Origin of the sequence: Photobacterium toruni (assembly GCF_024529955.1) — a bacterium.
GTDB classification, from domain to species: Bacteria; Pseudomonadota; Gammaproteobacteria; order Enterobacterales; family Vibrionaceae; genus Photobacterium; species Photobacterium toruni.
This window is the reverse complement of the sequence record NZ_AP024854.1, coordinates 1788893-1813341: the sequence shown is the minus strand read 5'-3', so window position 1 is coordinate 1813341 and position 24449 is coordinate 1788893. Positions and strand designations below refer to the sequence as shown.

Annotated in this window: 22 protein-coding genes; 12 read left to right on the top strand and 10 right to left on the bottom strand. The window is 36.0% G+C overall.

Annotated elements, in window-relative coordinates; translation table 11 throughout:
• Window positions 1-47: 47 nt before the first annotated feature.
• From torA to OC457_RS08640, 3 genes are all read left to right on the top strand, one after another.
• Window positions 48-2528 (top strand): trimethylamine-N-oxide reductase TorA, encoded by a 2481-nt coding sequence (gene torA, locus OC457_RS08650; RefSeq protein ID WP_080173229.1) that lies wholly within the window; start codon window positions 48-50, stop codon window positions 2526-2528.
• A 112-nt stretch (window positions 2529-2640) separates the two neighbouring features.
• Complete coding sequence (locus OC457_RS08645) at window positions 2641-3096, top strand: group II truncated hemoglobin (RefSeq protein ID WP_080173230.1); 456 nt, start codon at window positions 2641-2643, stop codon at window positions 3094-3096.
• A gap of 159 nt (window positions 3097-3255) precedes the next feature.
• A complete protein-coding gene (locus OC457_RS08640; RefSeq protein WP_080173231.1) occupies window positions 3256-4035 on the top strand; it encodes a TSUP family transporter in 780 nt (259 codons plus the stop codon).
• Here OC457_RS08640 and OC457_RS08635 read toward each other — a convergent pair.
• Both OC457_RS08635 and OC457_RS08630 read right to left on the bottom strand, forming a co-directional pair.
• On the bottom strand, window positions 3986-4831 hold the full coding sequence (locus tag OC457_RS08635; RefSeq protein ID WP_080173232.1) for a LysR family transcriptional regulator: 846 nt from the start codon (window positions 4829-4831) through the stop codon (window positions 3986-3988). The genes OC457_RS08640 and OC457_RS08635 overlap by 50 nt on opposite strands.
• 133 nt (window positions 4832-4964) lie before the next feature.
• A complete protein-coding gene (locus OC457_RS08630; RefSeq protein ID WP_080173233.1) occupies window positions 4965-5471 on the bottom strand; it encodes a MarR family winged helix-turn-helix transcriptional regulator in 507 nt (168 codons plus the stop codon).
• A gap of 451 nt (window positions 5472-5922) precedes the next feature.
• On the opposite strand from OC457_RS08630, the gene OC457_RS08625 reads away from it, so the two are divergent.
• The 6 genes from OC457_RS08625 (at window position 5923) to uhpC (ending at window position 12673) form a co-directional block, all read left to right on the top strand.
• Window positions 5923-7578 (top strand): L,D-transpeptidase family protein, encoded by a 1656-nt coding sequence (locus OC457_RS08625; RefSeq protein WP_080173234.1) that lies wholly within the window; start codon window positions 5923-5925, stop codon window positions 7576-7578.
• Window positions 7579-7779: 201 nt separating this feature from the next.
• A complete protein-coding gene (locus tag OC457_RS08620; protein WP_080173235.1) occupies window positions 7780-8334 on the top strand; it encodes a YcbK family protein in 555 nt (184 codons plus the stop codon).
• Between the two features lie 80 nt (window positions 8335-8414).
• The gene (locus OC457_RS08615; protein WP_080173236.1) at window positions 8415-9068 is read left to right on the top strand and encodes an MBL fold metallo-hydrolase; all 654 of its coding nucleotides are present in this window, start codon (window positions 8415-8417) and stop codon (window positions 9066-9068) included.
• Window positions 9069-9187: 119 nt separating this feature from the next.
• Window positions 9188-9796: a transcriptional regulator UhpA gene (gene uhpA, locus OC457_RS08610; protein ID WP_080173237.1), complete on the top strand. Its 609-nt coding sequence runs from the start codon at window positions 9188-9190 to the stop codon at window positions 9794-9796.
• A complete protein-coding gene (gene uhpB, locus OC457_RS08605; RefSeq protein ID WP_080173238.1) occupies window positions 9796-11352 on the top strand; it encodes a signal transduction histidine-protein kinase/phosphatase UhpB in 1557 nt (518 codons plus the stop codon). The genes uhpA and uhpB overlap by 1 nt, the downstream gene beginning before the upstream one ends.
• 37 nt (window positions 11353-11389) lie before the next feature.
• A complete protein-coding gene (gene uhpC / locus OC457_RS08600) occupies window positions 11390-12673 on the top strand; it encodes an MFS transporter family glucose-6-phosphate receptor UhpC (protein WP_080173239.1) in 1284 nt (427 codons plus the stop codon).
• 14 nt (window positions 12674-12687) lie between these two features.
• Here uhpC and OC457_RS08595 read toward each other — a convergent pair whose 3' ends face one another.
• Window positions 12688-13350 carry a DUF2982 domain-containing protein gene (locus OC457_RS08595; RefSeq protein WP_080173240.1) on the bottom strand — a complete coding sequence of 221 codons (663 nt, stop codon included), beginning with the start codon at window positions 13348-13350 and terminating at the stop codon, window positions 12688-12690.
• A gap of 282 nt (window positions 13351-13632) precedes the next feature.
• Here OC457_RS08595 and OC457_RS08590 point away from each other — a divergent pair, with 282 nt between their 5' ends.
• On the top strand, window positions 13633-13995 hold the full coding sequence (locus OC457_RS08590) for a MarR family transcriptional regulator (protein ID WP_080173241.1): 363 nt from the start codon (window positions 13633-13635) through the stop codon (window positions 13993-13995).
• Window positions 13996-14194: 199 nt separating this feature from the next.
• Window positions 14195-14500 (top strand): hypothetical protein, encoded by a 306-nt coding sequence (locus tag OC457_RS08585; RefSeq protein WP_080173242.1) that lies wholly within the window; start codon window positions 14195-14197, stop codon window positions 14498-14500.
• 77 nt (window positions 14501-14577) lie between these two features.
• Here the strand turns inward: OC457_RS08585 and OC457_RS08580 are convergent, their stop codons facing one another.
• The 5 genes from OC457_RS08580 to queE form a co-directional block, all read right to left on the bottom strand.
• A complete protein-coding gene (locus OC457_RS08580; protein WP_080173243.1) occupies window positions 14578-15768 on the bottom strand; it encodes an amino acid aminotransferase in 1191 nt (396 codons plus the stop codon).
• Window positions 15769-15942: 174 nt separating this feature from the next.
• Complete coding sequence (locus OC457_RS08575) at window positions 15943-17223, bottom strand: GGDEF domain-containing protein (RefSeq protein ID WP_080173244.1); 1281 nt, start codon at window positions 17221-17223, stop codon at window positions 15943-15945.
• A 118-nt stretch (window positions 17224-17341) separates the two neighbouring features.
• Entirely contained in the window at window positions 17342-18643 is a 1302-nt protein-coding gene (locus tag OC457_RS08570) for a GGDEF domain-containing protein (protein WP_080173245.1), read from the bottom strand.
• Between the two features lie 182 nt (window positions 18644-18825).
• On the bottom strand, window positions 18826-20226 hold the full coding sequence (asnS, locus tag OC457_RS08565) for an asparagine--tRNA ligase (protein ID WP_080173246.1): 1401 nt from the start codon (window positions 20224-20226) through the stop codon (window positions 18826-18828).
• A 264-nt stretch (window positions 20227-20490) separates the two neighbouring features.
• The gene (gene queE / locus OC457_RS08560; protein ID WP_162841672.1) at window positions 20491-21171 is read right to left on the bottom strand and encodes a 7-carboxy-7-deazaguanine synthase QueE; all 681 of its coding nucleotides are present in this window, start codon (window positions 21169-21171) and stop codon (window positions 20491-20493) included.
• Window positions 21172-21444: 273 nt separating this feature from the next.
• Between queE and mlc the strand changes: the two genes are divergently transcribed.
• Complete coding sequence (gene mlc, locus OC457_RS08555; RefSeq protein ID WP_080173248.1) at window positions 21445-22659, top strand: sugar metabolism global transcriptional regulator Mlc; 1215 nt, start codon at window positions 21445-21447, stop codon at window positions 22657-22659.
• On the opposite strand, the gene OC457_RS08550 is transcribed toward mlc, so the two are convergent.
• Window positions 22656-23558: a LysR family transcriptional regulator gene (locus OC457_RS08550; RefSeq protein ID WP_080173249.1), complete on the bottom strand. Its 903-nt coding sequence runs from the start codon at window positions 23556-23558 to the stop codon at window positions 22656-22658. The two genes, mlc and OC457_RS08550, sit on opposite strands and share 4 nt — an antisense overlap.
• A gap of 143 nt (window positions 23559-23701) precedes the next feature.
• The gene (locus OC457_RS08545; protein WP_080173250.1) at window positions 23702-24445 is read right to left on the bottom strand and encodes a LutC/YkgG family protein; all 744 of its coding nucleotides are present in this window, start codon (window positions 24443-24445) and stop codon (window positions 23702-23704) included.
• Between the last annotated feature and the right edge of the window lie 4 nt (window positions 24446-24449).

The following is a 24449-nucleotide window of genomic DNA, read 5'->3' as shown; positions in this document are numbered from 1 at the left end:
TTTTATGTTCAGTAACCTTTTTTCGCTTTAATCGTGAGGAATTGTTTATGTCACTGAGTAGACGTAAATTTTTGCAAGGTTTAGCAACTACGAGTGCAGCTTCTGTTATTGGTCCAGGATTACTTATGCAAGTTGCAAGGTCATCTGAAGATGTAACTAAATCTTCAGAGTTACCGGGGATTTGGAAGGTATCTGGTTCTCATTGGGGCGCATTTCGAGCTCGAATTTATAATGGTCAAGTCGCTGAAATTAAACCGCTAGAATTTGATAAAAATCCAACTGACATGCTAAATGGAATCAAAGGTCTAATTTATAGCCCTTCGCGGATACGTTATCCGATGGTGCGCTTAGATTGGCTCAAGAAAAACAAATACAGTGGTGAAACCCGTGGTAATAATCGTTTTGTACGTGTCACATGGGATGAAGCGTTAGATTTGTTTTACCAAGAGTTACAGCGGGTGCAGAAAGATTATGGTCCGTGGGCATTACATGCCGGTCAAACGGGGTGGCGAGAAACGGGACAATTTCAAAGTTGTACTTCGCACATGCAACGTGCTGTCGGTATGCATGGTAACTTTATCAAGAAGGTAGGGGATTATTCGACGGGGGCCGGACAAACTATTTTACCTTATGTTTTAGGATCAACAGAGGTTTATGCGCAAGCAACTACGTGGTCAACAATTCTTAAAGATTGTAAGACATTGATATGGTGGTCAAATGATCCGATTAAAAACAGTCAAATAGGCTGGCAGTGTGAAACGCATGGTTCTTATGATTATTATGCTCAATTAAAGCAGAAGGTTGCAGATGGTGGGATTCGAATGATCTCTGTCGATCCTGTGGTATCAAAATCGCAAAAATATTTTAATTGTGAACATCAATATGTCAATCCTCAAACTGACGTTCCTTTTATGCTAGCGATTGCGCATACATTGTATAAAGAGAATCTGTACGATAAACAATTCCTTGAAACCTACACGTTAGGCTTTAATGAATTCTTGCCTTATTTATTGGGTACAGGTAAAGATAAAATCGCCAAAACACCTGAATGGGCTGAGCCTATTTGTGGTGTTAAAGCGGACGCTATTCGAAAATTTGCTCGAAGCTTAGTGAAAGATCGCACTATGTTAATGTTTGGCTGGGCGGTACAGCGACAACAACATGGTGAACAACCTTATTGGATGGGGGCCGTTTTAGCATCAATGCTTGGACAAATTGGTTTACCCGGTGGTGGAATATCTTATTCGCATTTTTATAGTGGCGTTGGGTTACCTTTTAGTACTGCTGCGGGGCCTGGTGGTTTTCCTCGTAATGTGGATGAAGGGCAGCAGCCGATCTGGAATAACACCGATTTTAAAGGTTACAGCTCAACGATCCCTGTTGCTCGATGGATTGATGCGATCATGGAGCCAGGTAAGAAAATACAATACAACGGCGGTAATGTCGTTCTACCTGATATTAAGATGATGATTTTTAGTGGTTGTAATCCATGGAATCATCACCAACAACGTAATCGAATGAAAGAAGCGTTTAGAAAACTACAAACGGTGATCAATATTGATTATACATGGACACCAACATGCCGTTTTTCCGATATTGTCTTACCTGCTTGTACCCAATTTGAACGTAACGATTTAGATCAATATGGGACCTACTCAACCAGTGGGGTGTTAGCAATGCATAAGTTGATTGATCCGCTTTATCAATCAAAAACAGATTTTCAAATATTTACTGAATTAACCGAACGGTTTGGTAAAAGTAAGCAATATACTCGTGGTATGACAGAAATGCAGTGGATCAAACAGCTGTATAATGATTGCCGTAAAGCGAATGACGGTAAGCATGAAATGCCAGAATTTGAACAGTTTTGGCAGCAAGGATTAGTGGAGTTTACAACAGATCAAACCTATGTCAGCCATGCTGCTTTTAGAGAAGATCCTGAAATTAATGGTCTAGGGACACCGTCGGGTTTCATTGAAATTTACAGTCGTAAAATAGCCCGTTATAACTATGCCCATTGCCAAGGCCATCCAATGTGGTTTGAAAAAGAAGAACGTTCGCACGGAGGCCCTAAATCGAATAAATTTCCTTTTTGGCTACAATCATGCCATCCCAATAAGCGGTTACACTCACAAATGTGTGATTCAGAAGCATTTCGTAATACCTATGCGGTTAAAGATCATGAACCTGTCTATATGAATCCACAAGATGCTAAGAAAAAGGGCATCAAGGATGGTGATATTGTGCGAGTATTTAATGATCGTGGTCAATTATTAGCGGGAGCGGTACTTTCAGAACATTATCCAACAGGGGTGATTCGTATTGAAGAAGGGGCGTGGTTTGGGCCGCTAAATAATAATATTGGCGCTATTGATACTTATGGTGATCCTAATACATTAACCATTGATATTCCCACTTCTGAACTCGCACAAGCAACCAGTGCTAATACTGTAGTGGTTGACTTTGAAAAGTACACCGAAGAAGTGCCGCCAGTGACATCATTTAGTGGACCTATTTATGTGAGTTGATTAAAAATAAACACTTAGAGTGTGATCAACAATCAATAATAAAGAGCGATGGCGGTGGCTCTTTATTCTTTCTTATACAATGACTACAGGATTGTAATTAAGAGAGTATGAGATGGTTGATAACAACGAATTTCCTGAATCTGATGATTTTTCTGGCGTTAAAAAACGCAATGTACCTGTTTTTGGGCAAGGAAATAGTACGCTAATCGCCGCGGGTGGTGAGGTTGGTGTACAGCAGTTGGTGGCTGATTTTTATTACTATATTGATAGTGAGCCTGAGGCTGCAACAATACGAGCAATGCACCGTGAAGATCTTACCGAATCAAAACAAAAATTAACGACATTCTTGATTGGATGGATGGGAGGCGAAGATCGGTATGCTGAGCGTTATGGGCGTATGAATCTTGCTGGTGCTCATCGACATATGGCAATAGGTCAGGATGAGAAGCAAGCATGGTTAATGTGTATGCAAAAAGCATTAGATGCCCAGCCTTATGATGAATTATTAAAACGCTTTATTATGGTGCGCTTATCTTTTCCTGCTGAGATGTGCCGTAATCATAATTAACCCCAAAGAGGTCATTCGTTAGTATTGAAAAGATATTTGTAAGTGTGTTTTAATTCATTCCAAACTGGAATGGATTGCTATCCAAGCTTTCACTATTCGATGATTAAATTCATCGTTATTATTCAGCTATCAATACGTTAATTAATAAAGTGATAGTAAATGGAATTAGGTATAGATGTACTTGCGATCTTATTTTTTGTGGCGTTAGCTGCTGGATTTATTGATGCTATTGCTGGTGGTGGCGGTATGCTTACAGTCCCTGCCTTGCTTTCTGTTGGTATTCCGCCCGCACAAGCATTAGCAACCAACAAGTTACAAAGCTCCTTTGGTAGTTTTTCTGCATCTTGGTATTTTGTCCGTAATGGATTAGTCAATTTAAAACAAATGCGGTTGGCGATTGTTTGCACATTTATAGGCTCAGCTATCGGAGCGGTATTAGTTCAGCGTATTGATGCTAGTGTATTAACAAGTCTTATTCCATTATTACTGATTTGTATTTCATTATATTTCTTATTGTCACCTAATATTGGTGCTGGAGGCGGGGTTCCAAAGTTATCAGAAGCTGCATTTGCATTTTCTGTTGGTACAGGCATCGGTTTTTATGATGGTTTCTTTGGGCCTGGTACTGGTTCATTTTTTACTGTTTGTTTTGTTGTTATTGCACAATTAGGGCTAGTGGAAGCTACTGCGCGGACAAAAGTCTTAAATTTCACCTCTAATATTGCAGCCTTAATATTGTTTATTTTGGCGGGACTGCCAATTTGGAAGGTCGGCTTAATTATGGCAGCTGGTGGTTTTATAGGAGCACGATTAGGGGCACATATTGTTATTAGTAAAGGCCAGCGTTTTATTCGACCAATGGTTGTTATAATGTCAATGGGGATGGCGATTAAATTGCTGTGGCAACAGCATCCGCAATGGTTTCAATTATGGTTTTAACGCGTGGTGACTTATAACTATTTTGTCTATAAATCAGATAAATAGGACGAGTTAGTTCTGCTAGTTCTTCAAATTCAAAACAATATTTTGCGTTGATTTTTAATGTATTGACGATCGAGTTTGGTACAAGGGCAGGTGCCATACCTGCCAGTGCTAGTTGTGCTGATGCAGTGTAAGAATCCATTTCCATTAAAGGCATTATTCCCTGCTTTTGTAGAATTGCTGCTTGTGAAATATTTGATGGGTTTTTTAAGTCATTGGTAATAATGGCTTTAGGGAGTGTAGTGAGCGGCTGATTAAATACTACTTTGAACGGCTCATCCATCAAATGTTGGGCTAAAAATCGATATTGAGTCGGTAAATGTCCAGCACAGAATCCTATTGTTGCCTTACCTGATTGGACATTTTCAACAATGATAGGTGTATGGTGAGTGGAGATAGAAATATACTTATCATGTTGGAAATAGTGTCCAAGAACATTAGATAAATACCCTGCAATTAGAGTTTCAGAACAATCAATTGTAATAATCGTTTGATCATCTAAATTTTGATGTTCAAAAATAAGCCCCCGAATTTCATTAAAACTTGGCCCGACATTATTGATTAGGGCATGTGCATCAGGAGTGAGTTTTATTAATCGCCCTGCCGGTATTATTAGCTTTGTGCCTAATGTTGTTTCTAACTTAGCAATCCGTTTACTCACAGCAGATTGGCTGATATACAATCGACTACCAGTGCGGCTCATGGTGCCTTCTTCTGCTAATACTAATAATGTCTCAATGCCTTCCAATAGCATGTAATGTTCCTATCTTGGATCGTGTTAACAAATAATATTGATATCTTTAAAATATTTGATTGATTATATATTCGTTAGATAACCTTAATTAAGTAGATAGAAAACCGACTACAATGTCGGTTTTCTATCAACGTTATTCGTTACCCGAACTATCTTGATTGGGTTTTTCTTGCTTTGTGATACTACCAACTTCAAGTAATGGTGCTGCATCTAAATGCTCAGCATTCATCATTGTTGAAATACGTTGTACAGAAGAAAGGAGTAGTGACTGCTCCCAATCTTCTAAGTCTTGATATTGAGATATAAAGCTATCTTGTAGTGGCATTGGTGCTTTATTCAATAAGATAAGTCCTGCTTCAGTAAGATGAGCATGGACTTTTCGTTTATCAAGTATACTTCGCTGGCGAACAACTAAGCCTCTTTTTTCTAAACGATCAAGAATCGTTGTTGCTGTTGCCTGACTCATATTGGTGTTATTAGATAATTGACGAATAGTAATTTCGCCCGATCCACGAATAGCACGCATTAATACTAACTGTGGACCTGTCAGTCCGGCATTCTTATTTAGTTTTCTAGAATGTAGATCAATTGCTCGAATAATTTGTCTCAGAGCAACCAGTACTTCCTCGTGCTTATCCATCTAACGCTCCCAATTAAATTTGTATACAATAACGCTATAAATTTATTCTAATATATAGGATCTTTTTATGATGAGAGTATACAAGAATTATAATGATTTCATCGGTCTTTATCGGTATCTAATTAATTTATTTATCGATAAGTGTAATCATGTACGGGTAGACTTACATGCAACAGTTTGTTAATGATAGTTATTATCATCTTTAGCGTAAATGATAGATATTTACCTTTTCTGTTTCATAGCATAGCTGCTGAAATATGTCTGTTTCAAATTGTGTTACATGTGAAAATGTAAACTTAATTATTACCGATTTTTTATATAGTTAGATCTAATTTTAAATGTTGTTATCTTTATGATTGTATTTCTAAGATTTGAGAATATTATTCTCATCTATATTTAGTCATTAAATATCGTTTTATTTTCATACTTAAAGTGTGAGTAGGGGTAACTAATGACATTAATTAAGCATGTTTTTTTTATTGCCATATTATTTGTTAGTTTTTATTTACAAGTATCATTTGCCTATTCCCAATCGCTTGGAGATAAACACACATTATTAAATATAAAAAACACTCAGCCGTCATTACCATCAAGTAATAAATCAGGAAATATGCTTAATAGCACAAGACAATGGATTGAAGAGGCGAATGAAAATAGAGTTAATTTAAAATATACATCAACATTAGTGGAATTATATATATCTACAGGGTTTAGTCAGTTTTGGAAAGATCCACGTGCAATTCATGATTTCATAGATCAACTGCGTATTGTTAGTTTATCTAAAACAAATAAAGAGCTTACTGCTAGGTATCACTTACTTATTCAATTACAACCACTACACAATTGGCAACAATATGATGTTATCGCTACTGATACCTTATTAATATATATCAGTTTTATTGAGCAGTTACATGGAAAAGGAAAATTATGGTTATTTGGTAAAACAGCACCATCAAATTTACCGCGCCCGAGTCGGGTTGTAATTGAAGATATGCTGAAGGACTATGAAAATAATCAATTTAATCAATTTATCTTTCGTTTAAAGCCTCAAACTTCAGAATATAATCAATTAGTCACAATAATTAATAAATTAGATTCACAGCATACGTTACGTTGGCCTTCGTTAGTGTTTAATGAAAAAGTGACTCCGGGACAAAAAATAAAAAACAGTTCGAATTTACTAATAGTCCTTGAGCGTTTAGGTGATATTTCATCTCAAGAAGCGAAGCGTTACCAGTCACAACATAAGTCAGCATATACGGGTAGTATTGTATTAGCGATAAAACGATTTCAAGCACGGCATGGTTTAATACCTGATGGGATTATTGGCCCGAAAACACAGCAATGGTTAGCATTAAACCCAACGCAACGGGTTCGATTATTAGCATTGAATGCTCAGCGATTACGGCTTTGGTCTACAAGCCTCTATACTGGTATTGTGGTAAATGTACCGAATTATTATATGAAACTATGGTTAGATGGGCGCTGGGTAATGAGTAGTAAGGTGATAGTGGGCAAACCATCTCGTCAAACCCCAATTTTTAATTCGAGAGTGAACTCAGTTGTTTTTAATCCATATTGGAATGTACCCAACTCAATCATGAAGAGAGATATATTACCAAAAGTAAAGCGTAGCCGAAGTTATTTAAGGCGTCATAATTATGAAGTTATTCGCAGTTGGGGGAGTACAGAAAAAATAAATATAAACTCAATCCCATATAACTTATTAACACCCAATAAATTTCCTTATCGTTTGCGTCAAAAACCAGGTAAAAAAAATGCATTAGGTTTATATAAATTTAATATCCCTAATAATCAGGCTATTTATCTACACGATACATCATACCCTGTTTTATTTAATAAGCATGAGCGCGCATTGAGCTCAGGTTGTGTGCGTGTGCTTGAGTCAAAATCACTTGCGTTAGCATTATTACAATATTCTGGAAAAAAAGAATCCCAATTTAACACATATTCTAGAAGTAAAAAAACGCGCACAATTAGACTAAATAAAGGTAAAAAAGTTCCAGTGGAAATTATTTATCAAACAGCATGGGTGAATGATGATGGTGCGGCTAATTACCGTTTTGATATTTATGAATATGATTAATACTAACGAAACAGAGTGTCATTAATTTCTTCTTACAATAATAATTGAGTGTAAGTTAATGATCTTTAAAAATAGATTTATCAATGTTATTTTATGTGACTTATGTATTTGACTGATTAATTGACTGAAGATAGTGTTCTGCAATATTGGTATATGTATTGCTTTAGTAAATAAAGAGCATTTTTTTTGGTTGTGTGAAATATGTCAAATTTAGATATTAGTCGTCGTAAATTTTTAACATTAAGTGGATTAGCGGTTGGGGCATGTATGCTTCCGAATATTGTTCAAGCGAGTTCTTTTAAAGCTACGAAACCTCGAACGATGTTATTACGCAATTTGCATACAGGTGAAGAATTAGAAACTAAATATTTCAATGGTAAAACATATGTAGGTAAAGAAGTTCGACGTTTAGATTATCTTTGTCGTGATTTCCGTCAAAATGAAATCGCGCGTATAGATCGACGTTTGTATGATGCTATTGCACAAATCCAATATTATCTTGGTCATGATGGTTATGCGCAGTTATTTTCAGGCTATCGATCATCTAAGACTAATAAGATGTTAGCCAAACGTGGTGGTGTTGCGAAGAAAAGTTATCATATGAAAGCTCAAGCTATTGATTTTAATCTTGAAGGGGTTTCATTAGCTAAAATACGTAAGGCAGCATTAGATTTAAATATTGGCGGGGTTGGTTATTATCCAAATAGTCAATTTATTCATATTGATACAGGTCCTGTACGTACTTGGAGAGGGTAGTTTATTCCTGTTATCGTCTGTATTTTTAAGGGTATTCGTGGCATGCTTCCCTAAATAATGTCTCCATTTAGGATGTATGAATGAGTCTTCAATATAAAATTGTGCCAGTAACACCGTTTCAGCAAAATTGCTCTATTATATGGTGTGATGAAACACATCAAGCTGCGATTATTGATCCAGGTGGTGATATTCAACAACTTCAAAAAGAAGTGGCGGCGCTCGGCGTTAACGTTACTCAATTATTACTTACTCATGGACATTTAGATCATGTGGGTGGGGCTGAGCCTCTTTCTCAGATTCTTAAGGTACCAATGATTGGTCCACAAAAAGATGATGACTTTTGGTTACAAGGCTTACCTCGTCAAAGTGAAATGTTTGGCCTTCCAATGACAGAAGCATTTACGCCAACTCAATGGCTTAATGATGGCGATGTAATAACGGTTGGTAATCAAACCTTACAAGTATTCCATACTCCGGGCCATACGCCTGGGCATGTGATTTTTTATAGTGCGGATGCTAAGGTTGCATTTGTCGGGGATGTATTATTTAAAGGTGGTATCGGTCGTACTGATTTTCCACAAGGCAGTCATCCAACATTGATTAACTCGATTAAGACTAAATTGTGGCCTTTAGGCAATGAAGTCACTTTTGTGCCAGGACATGGACCATTATCGACTTTTGGTCATGAGCGAGCGACTAATCCATTTGTTGCTGATGAAATGCCATTATATTAATGCACCACAGCGTTAGTTTACGGTAATATAGCACCATAGAAATAGATTAAATGAATAACCACTGTTGATTTTATTAACAGTGGCTTTTGTTGTTTTAATGTTTATGGGTATGTTTTGTTATGATTACAGTCGCTTTAGTGGATGATCATGTCATTGTTCGTTCTGGTTTTGCTCAATTATTGTCGTTAGAGCCTGATATGAAAGTGGCGGGTCAATTTAGTTCAGCACAAGAAGCACGTAGTGGATTAGCTAAGCAAGCCGTTAATGTTTGCATAATTGATATTTCAATGCCAAATGAAAGTGGGCTAGTTTTGCTTGAGGATTTAGCAGACAAGACCTGTTGTATTATGCTGAGCGTGCACGATTCAGCAACGGTAGTAAATAAAGCATTAGCAACGGGAGCAAAAGGATATTTAAGTAAGCGTTGTAGTCCTGATGAACTAATTCAAGCCGTACGGACAGTTGCAAAAGGCGAATGTTATTTAGCATCTGATATCAAAATGCAATTAGAGACAACGGATCCTTATCAACAATCTGTTGCATGTTTAACAAAACGTGAACGTCAAATTAGTGAAATGCTTGCGTCAGGTTTAGATGTTAAAGCGGTCGCTGTTGAATTAGGTTTGAGTCATAAAACCGTTCATGTACATCGTGCTAATGCAATGGAAAAATTAAATGTTAGTAATAATGTTGAGTTAGTTAAGTATTTCCCATTAGAAATATTATAATGCGCTATTATATATTGACATCAGTAGGTGGATGTTCTTTTTTTATTTGTAGCTGGTTTTGTCTCTGGGTTATTGCTTTTTATTTTTTAGGTGATCCTGCACTCGCTATTTTATTTTTCCCGTTCGCATTACGATTAGGAATAACATTACATACAGCAACTCGTTATTGGTTTGTTATTTATAGTGCAGAATGGGGCTTAATATTTTTATTGGCAAAAGCCCTTAATGACTTACCTTGGTGGCCGATTTTAATTGCAAGTAGTCTATCATGGCCGATATTATTAGTTGCTCGACGTTATTATTATGGCGAACAATGGCGACAGCTATTCGTTATGGCGATAGCTATTATAGCAACAGCGATAGTTAATGGTGTACTGGTTATAGGTTTTGGAACTATTGTTAAAATACCATTATTACCAATAGGAATGATTTTCCTTATTAGTATTACTGGTGGCTTAATGTTAGTACCAACATGTTATTTAGTATGGAGCTTTTTATTTAATCGGTCATGGATCCCATTAACAGTTGCTCTTATTTCTCGACCATTAGAATTACGTCATCGCGACTTATTTTTATATGTATTACTTTTCCTTACTAATATTTTATTGCAAGTGAACTTACCTGATGAATTAAGTCGTTTTGCGCCATTCTGTTTAGCAATACCTATTATTGTGTTTGCATTTCGACATGGGTGGCAAGGTGCATTACTGGGTACATTATTAAACAGTATTGCATTAATTGCTGCTCGAAGTAATGTCAGTAATATGGAAGTTACAGATTTATTATTATCGCTATCAGCACAAAGTTTAACTGGAATTTTGTTAGGCTTAGGTATTCAACATCAGCGTGATCTTAATATTAAATTATCATCTGAGTTAGGTCGAAATCAGGTTTTATCTCGCCAATTAATTAAGACAGAAGAATCAGTAAGGCGAGATGTAGCAAGAGAATTACACGATGAAATAGGTCAAAATATTACTGCAATTAGAATGCAAGCCAGTATTTTAAAACGGGTTGAAATAGCACCAGTAACCCAGCAATGTGCATCTACTATCGAACAACTATCACTTAATATTTATGATACAACCAAAGGTTTATTATCACGCTTACGTCCCAAAACATTAGATGATCTTGGTTTAGCGAAAGCTGTAGAGCAAGTTGTGTGTGATTTAGAGTTAGAAGAAAAGGGGATTGATGTTGCAATGGCATGGGGACATCATCAGCCACTATTGTGTGATACTACAAGTGTAACGCTATATCGGATATGCCAAGAAGCATTAAATAATATTGCTAAGTATTCACATGCAACTGAAGTTATTATTGAATTGCAAATTGATCAACAAATCAGATTACAAATTGAAGATAATGGTGTTGGCTTTAAAGCAGAAGATGCATTTAAAGGTTTTGGTCTTCGAGGTATTCGTGAGCGAGTTGAAATATTAGGTGGGCAGTGCTCTATCGTGAGTCGTTATAGTGATAGTTCTCAAGAAAATATGTCACAAAAACAAGTTACAAATACAGGTACGACATTGGTAATTATTTTACCGTTAGCATAATAATAATCTTTAATTTCTTTATATAATCAGGTATCACATGGCCGTTTTATTAGATTCAGCAGTTGATCAACGCTATAAATATTGGCGTTTGCATATCATGATTAGTATGTATATTGGTTATGCTGGATTTTATTTAACGCGTAAAAACTTCACATATGCAATGCCAACAATGATCACTGATTTAGGTTGGGATAAAGCCGATATAGGGTTGATGGGTACATTATTTTATCTGACTTATGGGTGCTCAAAATTCATTTCAGGTATGATATCCGATCGTTCTAATCCTCGCTATTTTATGGGAATAGGGTTAATCGCAACAGGTATTATAAATATTTGTTTTGGTTTCTCCAGCTCTATCTCTGCGTTTACGTTATTGTGGATAGCAAATGCATGGTTTCAAGGATGGGGGTGGCCAGCTTGCTCTAAGCTATTAACAACGTGGTATTCTCGCTCTGAACGTGGGCTATGGTGGTCATGTTGGAATACTGCGCATAATGTTGGTGGGGCATTTATTCCATTGTTAGTCGGTTTTTTAACCGTACATTACGGTTGGCGTTATGGGTTCTTTATTCCAGGTGTCATAGCAATTGTGATTGGCCTTGGTTTATGTTGGCGATTGCGAAATAAACCAATAGCGATGGGGTTACCAAGTGTCGGGTTATGGCGTCATGATTATCTTGAAATAGCACAAGAGAATGAAGGAATAGGCCTTACACAACGACAAGTTTTATTTAAATATGTGCTGACTAATAAATATTTATGGTTACTAGCGATGAGTTATGTCTTGGTTTATATCGTTCGGACCGCTATTAATGATTGGGGAAATATTTATTTAACGGAACAGCATCATTATAGTTTGTTATCAGCTAATGGCGCCTTGTCATTATTTGAAATTGGTGGCTTTTTAGGATCATTAGTGGGTGGGTGGGGCTCTGATAAATTATTTGGCGGTAATCGAGGGCCAATGATTTTATTATTCTCAATGGGTATTTTTTTAGCTGTTGCAGCTCTGTGGCTAATGCCTGTCACTAGTTATATTTTACAGGCGGGGTGTTTTTTTGCGATAGGATTTTTTGTATTTGGTCCACAAATGCTAATCGGCATGGCTGCTGCTGAGTGCTCTCATAAAGATTCAGTTGGCGCTGCTACTGGTTTTGTTGGCTTATTTGCCTATATGGGGGCGGCTTTAGCTGGATATCCATTGGCGATTATTATGAAGTATTATCATTGGACTGGTTTCTTTGTAGTAATTTCAGTCGCTGCGGCGTTAATTGGATTGTTATTATTGCCTTTTCTTAAAGCTCAAACATCTTCTTCATGATGATTATTTTTAGATTAGGCAGCAGCTTTATAACGACGTAATAAGCCTATAAAGTCATTTAAGGGACGATCAAGAACGTCATCAGCAATAAAAAAATCAAAGCCAAGTAATTCACGATTATAACGCATTCGATTAGCAAGCATTGCTTTTAGCCCTATAAATCGTTCACCGTCTTGAGTAATAAAAGGTGAATCGTCAAATAATATATCTTCAAGTTGGTGGGTTGGGTGTTCATTTTGCTTTAGCTCCATTACGAGTAAAATACGTTGTTCCAGTAATATTCTTGAAGCGACACGAGGACAGATATTGCGAATAAAATCATCATAATTTTTTAATTGGATACCAATCCAAGGTAACGGGGAATGCCACCCGTGAGATGCTAAGGTGACATTATCTATTTGTACAATATTATGCCATGTTGTTGTCCAACCACCATAACGACTATGAAATTGGCAATGCATAAAAGTCAATGTAAAGCTTAGGGTCGACGGATTGAGGAACATCTTGATTAATAACAAGATACTTCCTAATGAAAGAGTGATTATTAAGAGACTTATTGTTGATAATTGTGCATTAAAATAGCTTAATAACACAAAAGTGAGAATAGAGAATATTATTATTATCCAAACAAAATGTTTTGTAGTTAGTTTTTCCGTATGAATATGAAGTGTTTCCATTACGGACTCCTGAAACATTATTTGAAGTATTAGCATTATGATTAAATATATATTATAGATGTATATTCTAAAGAAGAATGTTGATGTAAATATTGAGTCTATTTTTATTGATAATGACAAAAATCATTATAAATTAATGTTTTCTTGTAGGTAAACGATTATTTATTGATGAATAAATAATCGTTTACTGGTAATTGATAAATAACTTTGTTATAAAACGCGCTCACTTTTTCTTGCTGAAAATGTGGAGATCAGAAAGTACTGTAATGGAGTAAAAAATTAATGAGAATTTCTCACAAGCGTAATGTTCAACGTAAACTGCATAAACAGAAACCTCTTTTAAGCAATACAGTCTTTGCAGTTCAAAAGATATCAGACGTTGAATTAGTTATTGATACGCCAGTAATTGCCAAAAATATTGTTTCTAAGTCAGTTGTAACGTTAACACCTAAGCAACAACAAGTATTGGATATTGTTGTAAGCCATGCAGATGGGTTAAATCCAAAGGGTATTGGTCTACAAGCAGGTCAAGAAGAGGCTAAAGCCGCAGCTTGGGCTACAGGTGCATTAAAAAAACTAACAGAAGAAGGATTGGTTGAGCGTATTCAATTGGCAGGGAATAAAGTATTCTATAAAGCTCTTTAAGTTAGGTTAATCCGCTTCTCTCTAAGAAGCGGGTGTATCTTTGTCTAGTTATTATTTTTTTTCACCGTATACCATTGTTATCATTTATCCTATTCTTATATTTAAGACATAAAAGAGGCGACTTTTTTTTACTCTGCTATAACTATTAACATGGAGAGTAATTCTCAAGGAGTACGCAGAATTCGGAGAAAATGATCTTATGACGATGATAAGTGCAAAGGAATTTTCTGGTTGGCTACTTGAACGGTTTGCAGAAGAAAAACAGGGAGTATCCCTTAGTCGTGAAGATATTAATATGTTGACAGGGAGGCAAAGTTTTTCTCTCGGTTATATTCATGATATCCATTATGAAGTGATGCGGCATGGAATGGCATTTGTAACAGATACGACAAGAGAAATGTTTTATCTTGTACCAATATCAGAGCGGCCTTGGCGTAAGCAATTAGAGAAGCATTATGAACATGATCTTTATTGTAATATATTGCCATTGAATAAATCTGGTTAATATTATTTGTATCATGATAGTTAAAAAAGAGGATATATATCCTCTTTTTTGTGATTATATTTTATAACGATTACCGATTATAAAACAGCAGCAATACCTTGACATAATGGAAGCATATTTGATTTGGTCATACCAGCAACACTGATACGGCCAGAGCCAACAATATAGATAGCAAATTCATCTTTTAGTCGTTTTACTTGATCTAAATTGAGCCCTGAAAAAGAGAACATACCATTTTGGTGTTCAATAAAACTAAAGTCTGTATCAACACCACATTGTTTTAGTGTCGCTACAAATAATACGCGCATTTCTTGAATACGATCACGCATTTCTGCGACTTCCTGTTCCCATTCAGCCCGCAGCACAGCATCGTTTAGAATTTGTGTCACAATGGCTGCGCCGTGAGCTGGAGGATTTGAATAAATAACACGTGCAATAGATTTTACTTGACTGAAAGAAATAACGGCTTGTTCAGTATTTTTTGCAACTAAGGTAAAGGCACCGACACGCTCATTGTAAAGTCCAAAGTTTTTAGAGAATGAGCTAGCAACGAGTAGCTCTGGCATTTGATCAGCAAAGATACGTAGCCCTTGTGCATCTTCTTCAACACCTCGAGCAAAGCCTTGATAAGCAAAGTCAAACATTGGTAGTAATTCTTTTTCTAGGCAGAGCTTTGCAAGTGTTTGCCATTGCTGATTAGTTGGATCAATACCTGTTGGATTATGGCAGCAACCGTGGAATAAAACTACATCCCCAATTTGAGCTTGGTTTAAATCAGCAATCATTGCTTCAAAATCGATATCTTTTGTTTGGGCATTGTAGTAACCGTAAGTCTTTGTCGCTAAACCTGCTGCTCCAAAGACACCATGATGGTTTGCCCATGTAGGGTTACTGATCCAAACCGTAACATCGCCAAGCTGACGTTTAATAAATTCAGCAGCAACACGTAATGCTCCTGTACCACCAGGCGCTTGTGCAGTCTGAACACGTTTCTCAGCAATAAGAGTAGAATCAGCACCGAAAAGTAGTTGCTGCACTGCGAGGCCGTATTCAGGCGTTCCAGGAATGCTTAGATAAGATTTTGTTGTTTCTTGTGCTAATAGAATGGCTTCTGCTTTTTTTACTGTGTCTAATACCGGAGTATTACCTGCTTCATTTTTATAAATACCCACACCAAGGTTAATTTTATGTGTTCTAGGATCAGCTTTAAAATCATCTGTTAAACCGAGAATAGGGTCTGCGGGGGCTGCTACAATCTTTTCAAACATATCGATCATCCATGGGTAGTTAAAGAGTTATATCTATTTATACCCTTAGTGATGGAAGGTTGACAAGAGGATGTCACAAATTTATGACTTTATAGTTATGTTTTTTTATTGCATTTTTATGATTGTAAGTGAAAATTCATTATATTGTTTGTATTGAACTCACCTTATGAGTACTTAAATAATAGTTGCTTGATTACGCCCATTATTTTTAGAATAATAAAGGGCTTGATCTGCTGCTTTATAGGCTTCATTAAAATGCATATTAGTTGTACTAATTCCACCAATAGAAACAGTAATATTCATATCTAAAATAGGACAGAGAGAGATCGCATCGCATATTTTCTGCGCTTTTATTTTTAGTTGTTCTTTACTCATATTAGTAAATGATAATATAAACTCTTCACCTCCCCAACGAATTGCAATATCCTTTTTTCGAATACAATTATTAATACGTTTAGTGACAGTACGAATAACATCATCACCAACTTCATGACCATAAGTATCATTTACATTTTTAAAATGATCAATATCGATAATTAGTAAATTGAAGTTATGTTGATTAAGTAATTTACTTTCATAATAATCACGGCGATAAAAACGTGTCATTTGGTCATATCGTAAAATAAATTGTTTATTAGCAATAAGTTGTATTAATGAATGATATAAAAGCATTAATAAAAGAGACGGCACAAAGGTCGCTTTTAAAAGAGTAAATAAATTAAGCCCTAAGTTAATAGGATTAACTGTTGAGCAGGGTAATAATTCACTTGTATGGTAAATATTATTATTATCCATACTAATAATTGTCATATTTTTATTATTAAATGTAGTTAATATATTACTAAATGCAGAATTTTTAATATCTATTGCTAATAAAGAGTCTAATTTTTTATTATTATAAATTGGATAATAAATCGTACGAATTATTTTATCAGTTCCAGTCTCTTTATATATATCAGTTAATTTTATATTACAGCCATAGAATGAACGATAAGTATCTATCAAGTCTTCACTCTTAACAATAGTATTAATAGCTATTTTATCATATCCATTTAAATAAGCAGGTCTGAGAGGGTCAAAATGTGAATAATCTGATGATGTTTCAAAAACAGCTACTGTCCATGTATTATCATCAGTAAGGTCATTGATTTTTTCGCGTAATTTATTGATACCTTTGGATAATATTTTTGCTTTGGTTGGCGTGTTGACAACGACTGAGACACCATTAAAAATATATGTTCCTTTATCTAAGGCGACTGTGTCTGTATTATTATAAAAAGACCCGAAACGACGAGCAACAGAATAAACATTATTTAATGTACGGATATACATATTTTGTAATTTTTCAATATGATATATATTATAAATATAATATGAAAAAGAACATAGCATAAAAAATAAAGTAAATAGCTTTAAGTAGACGAATATTTTTTTTAAAAAACCATTTACAGTCATTGTTATCCATAGATATTAAAATACAACATTATATTCTATATGGTCTTTTTTGAAAATTAAAGTGAAATATATACATCTTAACCATAAATATTTTTAATCCATAGAAATGAAATATATTTTAGGCAATAGTATATTGATTTCTACCATTATTCTTTGAATGATATAGAGCTTTATCTGCACCTTTATAAGCATCGTTAAAATATATATTTGTAGCTGATATACCACCAATTGACACTGTAACATTAAGATTTAATATAGGTAAAGATGCGATAGAGCGACAGATTTTTTGTGCTTTAAAATGCAATTGTTGACGATCAATTTTAGGAAAATAAATAATAAATTCTTCTCCACCCCAACGAATTGGAACATCTTTTTTACGAATACAATTATTAATGCGTATTGCAAGATGACGAATTACTTCATCACCCATATCATGACCATAGGTATCATTAATTTTTTTAAAATTATCGATATCAATAATTAATAGATTAAAATTACGTTGCTTTAATAATTTTTTTTCATAAAAATCGCGACGATAAAATCTTGTCATATGATCACGCTGAATCGCATATCTTTTTTTAATAAAATAACGTTTAAAAGAGTTAGATAAAAAGCTTAATATTAAAGCTGGGATAAAGGCTAATTTAAAAATAGAAAATAAACTAATACCAATATTAATTGGATTTAATTGTGAGCAAGGTAATAATTCTTCTATTTTATAAATATTACCCGTTTTATTAGAGTTGAGGATAGTTAAATGAGTGTCATTATAACGTTGTAGCTCATTAGAAAGAATATCATTTTTTATATCAATCGCAATTAATGCATCAAGATGTTTATTGTTATAAATAGGGTAGTAAAGGGTTCTAATTTCAACCTTTGAACCTGTTTCAGTATAGCTTTCTGTCAGTTTGAGATTACATCCATAAAATGATTGATAAGTATTCTCGAGGTTTTCTCGTTGAACGATACGATGCATAACCGAATTTTCGCCATATTCATCAAACTGGGTTAAATATTGTGGTCGAATCGGATCAAAATGCGCATAATCTGCTGGGTTTTCAAAGACAGCAATGGTCCATATATTATTATCTGTAAGACGATTTAATTGTAAACGTAATTTTTCTATACCACTCGAAAGCGTTTTGACGTTACTTGTTGTATTAACAATTAATGAAACATTATTTGTTTTATAATGATTTTTTATCTTATATTCTTCTGGAGCGTTATTATAATACGAGCCAAACCGACGGGTATATGAATATACATTTTGAATTCGAGCAATATAACGCCGCTGAAATTTTTCAAGATGATAAATATTGTAAATAAGATAGAAACTAGAGAATATAAAAAAAAGCAAAGAAAAAGTTTTTAATACGAGAATGGAGTGCTTATTGATATCTTTTTGTTTTTTTTTCATATGAAAGACTTCATTATTTGTATTATTTTTTATGAATTTAATCCATTTATAGAATTAATACAATATTTATAAATCATTTTCAGGATTTAAGACTGATTCTATTAGATTATTCTATATTTTCTACTAAACCTAAAGAAAAAACCATCCGAAGATGGTTTTTTATAACTAATTACATTGAGTACTTAGAAGTTTGCAGAGCGAGGAGTACGTGGGAATGGAATTACGTCACGGATGTTGCTCATACCCGTTACGTAAGAGACTAGACGCTCAAAGCCTAGACCAAAACCTGAGTGTGGTACTGAACCATAACGACGTAAATCGCGGTACCAGCCCATGTGTTCAGGGTTTAAACCCATTTCGATCATACGCGCATCAAGTTGTTCAAGACGTTCTTCACGCTGTGAACCACCGATGATTTCACCGATACCTGGTGCAAGTACATCCATTGCCGCAACAGTCTTACCATCTTCGTTCATACGCATGTAGAACGCTTTGATGTCTTTTGGATAGTTCTTCACAATTACTGGTGCTTTGAAGTGTTGCTCAGCAAGGAAACGCTCGTGCTCAGAAGACATATCAATGCCCCACTCAACATCGTTCTCAAACTGACGGCCAGAATCTTGAAGAATCTTGATTGCATCAGTGTAGTCTACTTGTGCAAAATCAGACGTTACAAATTGCTCTAGGCGAGTGATAACATCTTTATCAATGCGAGAAGCAAAGAATTCAAGATCGTCACGACGCTCTTCAAGTACGGCTTTAAATACATATTTCAGCATATCTTCAGCCAGTTTTGCTACATCGTTGAGATCAGCAAAAGCAACTTCAGGCTCAACCATCCAGAATTCAGCAAGGTGACGACTGGTGTTTGAGTTTTCTGCACGGAAAGTTGGACCAAATGTGTATACTTTGCTTAGTGCACATGCATACGTTTCAGCATTTAATTGACCAGATACAGTAAGGAATGTTTCTTTGCCAAAGAAGTCTTTGTCAAAATCCACTTCACCTTTGTCTGTCATTGGCAAATTTGCCATATCTAGCGTAGACACACGGAACATTTCACCAGCACCTTCACAGTCAGACGCTGTGATAAGTGGCGCAGACATCCAAATGAAGCCTTGCTCGTGATAGAAACGGTGAATAGCTTGAGATAGGCAGTTACGAACACGGGCTACAGCACCAATTACGTTAGTGCGTGGGCGTAGATGCGCAACTTCACGTAAATACTCAATAGAGTGGCGTGTTTTAGCCATTGGGTATGTTTCAGCATCTTCTACCCAGCCAACAACTTTAACGGCTGTTGCTGCTAATTCGAAATCTTGACCTTTAGCAGGAGAAGCAACAATTGTACCAGTGACTTCAACAGAGCAACCCGTTGTTAATTTTAGTACTTCTTCTTGATAATTATTTAACTCATTAGAGACCACGGCCTGAATCGGGTCGAAACAAGAGCCGTCATAAATGGCAAGGAAAGAAATTCCAGCTTTGGAATCACGACGTGAGCGAACCCAACCGCGAACAGTGACTTCACTGTCGATAGCGAGTTTACCGCTTAATACGTCTGTTACAGGCGCGTAAGTCATGTTTAAGTTATTCTCCGTTTAGGCACTTCACTTTGGAATTAAAGTATTACGTGCTTAAAGATATCGTTGTGTAAGTAATATTACCTTTCTTACGTCAAGCATCAAGTACTGATCTCATTAGATTGACAAATTGATGTGGGAAAGTGGAAATTTATACTGAATGGTGGTTAAGAAATGATCACTTTGGCAATGATAAGTAAATATAGGTCTTATCATTGCCTTGTTATTTGTAGATGCTATAGCGAAAGATAAAAATATTTAGGGTTAAGCAATCGCTAGATATTTATGAGTTTGGATCGATAAACGCCAATTACGCGCGATACATGTTGCAATGCATAGTTCTGTTGCTCGCGATTTTTGACTGATAGGTTGCAGTGCTATTGTGACATCATTACGTAGTGTTACTGGCGCTAATAAAGTGTCTAATTGTTCAATGTCTTTATGTGTTCCAACTGGATGCTTGATCTCATTTGCACGTGCTAACGCCGAAGGTAGTACTGGCAGCTTTGCTTTCATATTGATTTTAGGTGATACCGTAACCCATGTTTGATCACTGGCTAAAATCTCTGAGGTACCACTGGTTTCAATTTGGCAGTTAAACCCGGCTTTTTCTAAAGCAATTGTCAGTGGACGAAGGTCATAAATACACGGCTCACCACCAGTGATCACCACATGTTTAGCCGTATAGCCTTGAACAATTAATAGCTTAATAATGCCATTTGCATCAAGTTGTGTCCAAAGTGGGGAGTCTTCTGTTTTAACCATAATACGTTCAACGCTGACTAAATCTTCAGTTTCAGCTGTCCATGTTTGTTTAGTATCACACCATGAACAGCCAACAGGGCAGACTTGTAAACGAACAAAAATAGCAGGAACACCAGTGAATACACCTTCACCTTGAATGGTTTCGAAGACTTCATTAATTTTGTACACGTAAAACCTCATATTCTCATATCGTTACTTTTTGCCATTATAACCTAGGTGTCACTTGTGAGTGATGCTGGGCTAAAGTGCCGAAGAGATTAAATTTACTAATTGAAATTATACTCGGCGAAATGCCGATTTATCATTATGTCAGAAGCGAAAGCGGAAGTCTTTAGGGATTCCTCGTGATGTCTGTCACGTCCTGAGTACAAGATGCTTCACAATTAGTTCGCAAAGTAAAAAAATTGCAAAACGAATACTATTTATTGCTGTTTTTTCTCTAGGAGTATCGACATGTATGTCGCTCAGCCAGGTCATATTGATCATATAAAAAGAAATAATGCCGGGAGCGTATATAAACTTATTGATCTGTACGGACCTATTTCACGGATTGAATTATCTAAACGTAGTCAATTAGCACCAGCAAGTATTACCAAGATTACTCGTGAATTGATTGATGCTCATTTGATAAAAGAAACGCAAGATCAGGAGTCAACGAGTCGAGGACGACCCGCTATTGGACTTGTCCCTGCAAATGAAGGTTGGCAATTTTTATCAATTCGATTAGGCCGAGGCTATTTGACGATTGCTTTACATTCGTTAAGTGGTGAGATTTTAGTTGAAGAAAGACAAAATATTCATCAACTGCAGCAAGATGATGTTGTTGCTAAATTATTGACTGAAATTAATGTGTTTTTTGCTAATCATGTTAGTGCGATTGATCGTATTTCGGCTATTGCGGTTTCATTACCTGGGCTTGTAAATGCTGATGACGGTATTGTTTTACAAATGCCACACTATACGATAGAAAATTTACCATTGAGTGATATTCTTCATCAGGCGACAGGATTACCTGTTTTTGTTGGCAATGATACTCGTTCATGGGCATTAGCTGAAAAACTATTTGGTAATTCACGTGGTATATCAAATTCTATTTTAGTTTCAGTACATCATGGCGTTGGCGCTGGAATTATTTTAGATGATGCGGTACTTCAAGGGCGAACTGGTAATGTTGGTGAACTAGGTCATATTCAGATTAAACCTTATGGTAAACGCTGTTTTTGCGGTAATCATGGGTGTTTAGAAACCGTGGCAAGTTTATCTGCCGTTTTAGATCAAACATTGATTTGTTTACAAGATGGACACCCATCAGTATTAACAACATCAACCCTAACAATTGAGTCTATTTGTGATGCTGCGGTTGCTGGTGATCCCCTTGCGAACCAAATTATTACTGATTTGGGGCATCACCTTGGTCAAGCGATAGCAATTATGGTCAATCTATTTAATCCGCAGCGGATCTTAATCGGTGGTGAATTAAATCGAGCTAAATCAGTATTATATCCTGCTATTATGGAATGTGTTATCGCTCAAACATTGCCTATTTATAATCGTGATCTCGAACTTCAAGAAAGTCGTTTTTACACTCAAGCAACCATGCCTGGTGCGGCGTTGGTAAAACAAGCTCTTTATGACGGACATTTATTGATGAAACTAATTGATGGTTAAAATTGTTCTTTAATTTCCATATAGCTTTCTCGAATATGTTCAATAAGTGCTTGAATCCGTTTAGCCGGTTTGCGGGTGTAAGGATAAACTGCATAAATACCAACCACTTTCCCTGCATGAGCCGCTAATACCTCAATTAATTGACCCTGCTGTAATTCACTATAAACCAGACAGGTGGGTAAGTAAGCAATACCATTACCTGCCAGTGCTACTTTTTTTAATGCAGCTGCGTTATCTGATGAAAAGTTACCACTGACCTTATGGGTGTAAATTTTATTTTGACGAATAAATTGCCAGTCAAAAGGGCCGGTGCTTTGTGGGTTATAGCCTAAGCAATTATGACTATTAAGGGCTTTTGGTGTTTCAGGTATGCCATGTTGTTCAAAGTAAGCGGGTGAAGCACAGATAACCCAACGAGAATTAAAAATATGACGAGCAATAAGGCTTGAATCTTCCAGAGAGCCGGTGCGAATCACGAGATCATAGTTATCTGCCACTAAATCAACAAAATGATTGTTCAGTGACATATCAACGGTTAAGCCAGGGTGTTTTTCACAAAAGGTAGAGACAGCATTAGCCAATACCAGTTCACCTGATATTGTTGGTACTGACATTCGAATTTTACCAGAGAGTGCTTCACTATACCCAGTGACTGAATCAAAAGCGGTTTGCGCTATGTTACTGATACTCTTTGCTCGATGATAAAGTACTTCACCCGGTTCTGTGAGTGTTAGTTTACGGGTTGTTCGGTAAATAAGCTGTAGGCCTAAACAGGTCTCAAGTTTACTGATACGTTTACTGACGACAGATTTGGTTATGTTATTTAGTTCAGCAACTTTACTGAATGAACCATATTCAATAACTTGAGTAAAAAGGACGAGATCATCAATAGCTGGCATGTCAATATTCCAATAGTGGGTTTATAGCGAATTATACGCGAAAAAAAACGCAGTCCGATAACTGCGTTTTTTCATATTCCCGTTTAAGTGCTTAACCACTAGCATCCTGCTAGTTTGATTATCACTATTGGTGATAGGTAAAATTACATATCATCAATAATGATGTAGGTGGCAAAGACGGGCCCATGCACACCAACAACTTTGATCAGCTCGATATCTGCAGTCGAACTCGGACCTGAAATAAAATTCACACATGATGGAATACGCTCACCATTCTGTGCTTTTTGATGTAATAGTTCTGTCGCTTGGGTTAAGCGAGGAACAATATTGCTTTTAGGAACAATAAATACAGAAGCTTCAGGGAGCAAACTTACTGCTCGACCTTGTGCTGCTTGGCTGTAAAGTACCATTGTGCCAGATTCAGCTAAAGCTTGTTCTGCAAATACTACGCCGACTTTAGCTCGTTCTGCAACTGCAATATTTGCATCATAGCCTGCACTTTGATCCCAAATGTAGACGCCATGTTGCTTTTCTGCTAAATCTTTCGGATTTACTATATCTAACAGACGATTATCTGCGGTAAAGATAGTTTCTCCGATAGGATTTAAACCATCACCATTATCAGTACAATAATGGAAACATACATTACGTAGGGTTTCTGTTAGCTTCTCTTTTGTTGTAACAACGGCTTGAGAGGCTAATGTCGTTTCTGTGTAGTCAACTAAAATGGTTTTTAATTCATCTTGGCTTTTATCCGCAAAAACTTCTTTGTGGCAGTTATATTTTAAATTTGGGCGTGCTACAGGTGCAGTAATACGATCACGACCAAGTTGTTTGGCGATATTATCAAGGAAACTATCGCGGTTAAAAATGCGTTGCTCTGACATGCGG

Coding starts and splice junctions, on each gene's coding strand:
- OC457_RS08545 (WP_080173250.1), bottom strand. CDS start 24,445: ATGTCAGAGCAACGCATTTTTAACCGCGATAGTTTCCTTGATAATATC.
- torA (WP_080173229.1), top strand. CDS start 48: ATGTCACTGAGTAGACGTAAATTTTTGCAAGGTTTAGCAACTACGAGT.
- uhpC (WP_080173239.1), top strand. CDS start 11,390: ATGGCCGTTTTATTAGATTCAGCAGTTGATCAACGCTATAAATATTGG.
- OC457_RS08550 (WP_080173249.1), bottom strand. CDS start 23,558: ATGCCAGCTATTGATGATCTCGTCCTTTTTACTCAAGTTATTGAATAT.
- OC457_RS08640 (WP_080173231.1), top strand. CDS start 3,256: ATGGAATTAGGTATAGATGTACTTGCGATCTTATTTTTTGTGGCGTTA.
- OC457_RS08570 (WP_080173245.1), bottom strand. CDS start 18,643: ATGAAAAAAAAACAAAAAGATATCAATAAGCACTCCATTCTCGTATTA.
- OC457_RS08575 (WP_080173244.1), bottom strand. CDS start 17,223: ATGACTGTAAATGGTTTTTTAAAAAAAATATTCGTCTACTTAAAGCTA.
- asnS (WP_080173246.1), bottom strand. CDS start 20,226: ATGACTTACGCGCCTGTAACAGACGTATTAAGCGGTAAACTCGCTATC.
- OC457_RS08625 (WP_080173234.1), top strand. CDS start 5,923: ATGACATTAATTAAGCATGTTTTTTTTATTGCCATATTATTTGTTAGT.
- OC457_RS08580 (WP_080173243.1), bottom strand. CDS start 15,768: ATGTTTGAAAAGATTGTAGCAGCCCCCGCAGACCCTATTCTCGGTTTA.
- OC457_RS08620 (WP_080173235.1), top strand. CDS start 7,780: ATGTCAAATTTAGATATTAGTCGTCGTAAATTTTTAACATTAAGTGGA.
- OC457_RS08645 (WP_080173230.1), top strand. CDS start 2,641: ATGGTTGATAACAACGAATTTCCTGAATCTGATGATTTTTCTGGCGTT.
- queE (WP_162841672.1), bottom strand. CDS start 21,171: ATGAGGTTTTACGTGTACAAAATTAATGAAGTCTTCGAAACCATTCAA.
- uhpB (WP_080173238.1), top strand. CDS start 9,796: ATGCGCTATTATATATTGACATCAGTAGGTGGATGTTCTTTTTTTATT.
- mlc (WP_080173248.1), top strand. CDS start 21,445: ATGTATGTCGCTCAGCCAGGTCATATTGATCATATAAAAAGAAATAAT.
- OC457_RS08635 (WP_080173232.1), bottom strand. CDS start 4,831: ATGCTATTGGAAGGCATTGAGACATTATTAGTATTAGCAGAAGAAGGC.
- OC457_RS08585 (WP_080173242.1), top strand. CDS start 14,195: ATGACGATGATAAGTGCAAAGGAATTTTCTGGTTGGCTACTTGAACGG.
- OC457_RS08590 (WP_080173241.1), top strand. CDS start 13,633: ATGAGAATTTCTCACAAGCGTAATGTTCAACGTAAACTGCATAAACAG.
- uhpA (WP_080173237.1), top strand. CDS start 9,188: ATGATTACAGTCGCTTTAGTGGATGATCATGTCATTGTTCGTTCTGGT.
- OC457_RS08615 (WP_080173236.1), top strand. CDS start 8,415: ATGAGTCTTCAATATAAAATTGTGCCAGTAACACCGTTTCAGCAAAAT.
- OC457_RS08630 (WP_080173233.1), bottom strand. CDS start 5,471: ATGGATAAGCACGAGGAAGTACTGGTTGCTCTGAGACAAATTATTCGA.
- OC457_RS08595 (WP_080173240.1), bottom strand. CDS start 13,350: ATGGAAACACTTCATATTCATACGGAAAAACTAACTACAAAACATTTT.